Raw genomic sequence first — 4455 nt, forward strand, 5'->3', positions numbered from 1 at the left:
AATATATACATAGTAATTTTTTTATAGTGAAAAAGTTAACAGGTAAAACCAATAATTCATTTTAAATATAGTCAATATAAAAAATCTTTAATATAAGTTTAGGAGATAATTTATTATGAAAAGAAATTGTAAAGTAATAAGTATTTTTAATCAAAAAGGAGGAACTAGTAAAAGTACTAGCACCTTAAATATCTCTACTGCATTAACTTTTATGCAAGAAGAAATATTTTCAAAAAGTATAAATTTTAAAGATAGAGATTTAAAAAAACATCCAATAAAATGTTTAGTTATTGATAATGATGGTCAGGCTAATACTACCTATATTCTTACAAATGGTAAGGATGATGATGATTTAGAAAAAGGTGGATACAAAACAGTAAATGATTTATTTATTGATAAAAGTTGTGATGTAGAAGATGTTATTTATCCAAGTAAATTTGAAAATATAGATATAATTCCTTCTTCAATAGACCATGTATATACAGATATGCAAATAATAACCACTGTAGATAATAACAGAATATTATTAAAGAAATTAAAAAAAATTAAAGAAAAATATGATTTTATTCTTATAGATAATCCCCCTTCAATTTCTTTAACAACTTATAATTCCTTAATGTGTGCAGATACTGTTATAGCTCCAGTGGAAAGCAGTGTATTTAGTGCTAAGGGATTAAGTAACCTTATTAACCTTATTGCTGATATGAATTCTAGTAGAGATGAAAAGTTAAGGTTATTATCATTTTTATCTAAGGTTGATAATAGAAAAGCTGTTAAGAATGTACAAACTAAAAAAGCTTTAGAATGTGCTATTGGAGATAGTTTTATAAAAAATGCTCATATTAGTATGTTATCTGTATACACTGATACATTAGAAGATTTTGAAACTGCTGTTTCAATCAATAAAAATAATACTGGCTGTAATGAATATACTCATTTAACTAAAACTATATTAGAGAGAATGAAGGTGATTTAATATGGCAAAAGCAAAAGGATTTAGTAGTGTTTTAGGAAAAATACAAGAACAGATACAAGAACAAAATACATCTTTAGATAATACAAGTTCTAATAATGTATTTGAAGAAGTTACTACAAGTAATACTGAAATTAACCCTAAAATAAAATTAAAAAAAATAAAGAAAAAACATAAAAAAGTAGCTACATCTATCCGTCTTAATGAAAAAGCATTAGAACTTTTAAGAGAATTAACTATAGAAACTGGTAATAATAGAAATAATATAATTAATGATATTTTAGAACAACTTTATGATGATAGTACTGGTAAATTTATTATTGATATAGAAAAAAGAACAAATAAGAACAAAAATGATACTATTCCTGTTACTATTAGAGAAGATATACAACAAGCTTTAAAAAATGGTGCTGAACTTAGAAATATGAGTGTGGGTGAATATTTCTGCAAACTATTTTTAACTGCACAGGATTATATAAATTAAATGAAGATGGTTTTAAAGGCCATCTTTTTTCATGTATTTATATTTAAATATGTGATAAAATTTAGAGGTTTAGTTACAATAAATACAAAGGAGAATTTAAATGAAAAATTTAAAGGTTTATTTTTCAATATTTATAAATATAATATTGAAAATATTATTAATCTTTATATAAACGAAAAAGGAATTAAGGTTGGTTTAATACAACTTAAAAATATATTAGAAAAAGTAATTTTAACCCTTAAAAACTTTAATGATTCAAATAATATTGATGAAGGAAAAATATTAGAATATTTTAATAAAATAAAGGAAAAGGAAGGGTTTTTAAGAAAAAAAGAGACTATAATTCCTAAAAATGAAAAAACAGTAACAGAGTATAATAATTATTTGGACAGATTGAATGAAAGTGTTATAAATAGTATAAATAAAAGTGTTTTTTACTTGGTTAAACATATTATAGATAAACAAATTAATAATTTAAATAGTATATTAGGTAATTTAAATTATAATATATTTGAAGACCGATTAAATAAAATAAACTTTCAAGCTAATAAAAGATTTGGTGGTAATATAATTGCTAGAGAAATGATTGGAAATAATTTTTACGATAAATATTATTTAAATAAATTTATCAATAATAATTTATCAATTAAAATTAACAGTATTTTCAATAAGGTGAGTATATTAGAGTTTTTTAAAAAAAGGCAAAATGATTTGAATTCTTTAAAAGATGATATTCTTACAGAAATATGTGAAAAGGAATTTGAAAAATTAAAGTATAATATTTCTATAATAGATGTATTAAAAGAAAATGCTAATTTAGAAAAAATAAGATTTAATGAATATATTAAAAAAGAATTAGATTTAACTTCAAAATTAACTAAGCCTTTTTGGTCAGCACAAAAGAGTCCAGAATTATCATGGACTGAATGTTATTATATTGGTTCAGTTAGAGATGAAACTATAACTAATGGTATTACAGAAAAGCCTAATGAAGCAATTGATTTTTGGATAAGAAATCAAGCTGGAGAAAGATCTAAACAAGCTAAATATGTTGAAACAACTAATCCATATTCTATTGACGTTATTCATATTATGATGGGAGCTTGTGCAGCGTATTTACCTGAAATTCAAAATTATAAGCAATATTATTTAAAACTATTATCATCAAAGACATATCCTTTACATTTAGATGAAGGTTATGTTGGCTTTGATGATTTAGATATAAGTACTCAACAACTTTTAGATGAGTATTGTTTAGCTAAAGCTTATGGTGCTATTATAAAAATAGATGATGAGTATGTGTTAAATTTAAAAAAATCATTAGAATATATATATAATTCTAAATTTTCTTTAGGAGTTGAAGATATTGAAAGTTTGGAAGATAAAAATATAAAAAAAGAAGAAATAAATATGGAACTTATTTTAGGAAAAAATGAAGCTGATGTATTAAATAAATTAACAAACAATAAAAATATATTGGAATTTATAAAAAAATTTTTAAATATGTGCAATAAAAAATATACTACAAAATATTTGCTTGATCATAAAAAAAAATATATTAGTGAGTTAATAATGAAGGAAAATATTATTGCTTATGAAAAATTAAAATATAAAACATCACATTAATATGAGGTGAATATTATGAATGAAGTTTTTAATCCTTCATTAGTTGTTTCACTAGGAAATTCAGGGAAAAAGGCTATTGATTTTTTAGATAATATGACAAAAGAATTTCCTGTTTACTTAAAAAATTTGATAGAATTTATTAATATAGATGATATAAATTTAGAAGAATTAGAAGATTTAATACAAAAAATAATTGATGAAAAATTATTATCATCAAAAAATCTAAATAAGCTTGTGGATTTTGGATACAAATCTAGAATTTATGAGTGTATGGATATAAAAATAAATATTTATTTTTTTTTGGATCTATATGATTCATCTAAAAAAGCTGAAGATATAATAAATATTTTATATAAAATAAACTATGGAAATATAGATAAAAATAAGTTTTGGGGAGTCTCCTTGTTTATTATGCCTATAATAGATAAAGAATGGGGATATAATGAATTATGTATAAAAAATGGTATAGAAAATTTAAAAAATATAGAAAATTATATAAGTGAACCTAATAAAATGGTAAATATAAATTCAAAAATTTTTTTATTACACAGTATTGCTAAAGATGGAGCTAGAATATCAAGGAATGAGTTAGAATATATCTGTGCAATAATAGCTTTTTTAAATATAATACCATCAACAGATCCACCATTAAATAGTTTAAAAGATAAAATTTTAAAACGTGAAAGAAAGTTTAAAATTGGAACTATAGGAATAGCAACATTAAATGTTTTTAAAGAAGAAATAATGAACTATGTAAAAATTAGATTTAAAAAGGACGTTATTGAATATGGATTAACATATAAAGAAAAAATAAATTATAAAGATAAATTTAAACAACCAATTATTGATAATGAGTATATAAATACTATATTATTAAAAGATATAGATTTTAATAATGAAGATTCTATCATTGATTTAGAATATAATAAATTAAGTAATTTTATAAAAAAGAATGATAATTTAAAAAAAGAAGATATTTTAAAAAATGAATTAAAAGAATGGGAAGAAAATTTTATTGAAAAATATAATAATAAAATAATAAATAAAATAAATTTTAATCAAAAACGATTCTGTAAAGAAATTAAAAAGAATATAAAAATAAATTTAGATAGTATTATAAAAGAATATAGTTTTATGCAAGGAGAAGATTATTTAAATACATTATATATTAGCGAAAATATAAAATATTATAATAATGAATTTGAAAATAAAAGCAATATAGAAAAAATTTTAAAAATACAAAAAGATTTAAAAAAAAATTTAATAAAAACAATATTATTTAATTTATTAATAACACTTTCAACTATATATATTTTATTATTTAATAATTCTATAAAATTCTCTTATAAAATAACAATTATTATAATTATGT

Annotated in this window: 4 protein-coding genes; all 4 read left to right on the forward strand. The window is 20.5% G+C overall.

The window, feature by feature from the left end; genetic code table 11:
* Positions 1-115: 115 nt before the first annotated feature.
* On the forward strand, positions 116-976 hold the full coding sequence (locus tag GBZ86_RS13100) for a ParA family protein (protein WP_152891333.1): 861 nt from the start codon (positions 116-118) through the stop codon (positions 974-976).
* A 1-nt stretch (position 977) separates the two neighbouring features.
* Positions 978-1457, forward strand: a complete 480-nt coding sequence (locus GBZ86_RS13105) for a ribbon-helix-helix protein, CopG family (RefSeq protein WP_152891335.1) — start codon at positions 978-980, stop codon at positions 1455-1457.
* On the forward strand, positions 1458-3083 hold the full coding sequence (locus GBZ86_RS13110) for a hypothetical protein (protein ID WP_152891337.1): 1626 nt from the start codon (positions 1458-1460) through the stop codon (positions 3081-3083). It begins immediately after the preceding gene.
* Between the two features lie 15 nt (positions 3084-3098).
* On the forward strand, positions 3099-4455 hold a 1357-nt coding region (locus GBZ86_RS13115), incomplete at its 3' end, for a transcriptional regulator (RefSeq protein ID WP_479690750.1).

Origin of the sequence: Clostridium tarantellae, from assembly GCF_009295725.1 — a bacterium.
In the GTDB taxonomy this organism is placed as follows: domain Bacteria; phylum Bacillota; class Clostridia; order Clostridiales; family Clostridiaceae; genus Sarcina; species Sarcina tarantellae.

Excerpts from the sequence above, each read along its gene's own strand:
- GBZ86_RS13105 (WP_152891335.1), top strand. The coding sequence starts at position 978 with ATGGCAAAAGCAAAAGGATTTAGTAGTGTTTTAGGAAAAATACAAGAA.
- GBZ86_RS13110 (WP_152891337.1), top strand. The coding sequence starts at position 1,458 with ATGAAGATGGTTTTAAAGGCCATCTTTTTTCATGTATTTATATTTAAA.
- GBZ86_RS13100 (WP_152891333.1), top strand. The coding sequence starts at position 116 with ATGAAAAGAAATTGTAAAGTAATAAGTATTTTTAATCAAAAAGGAGGA.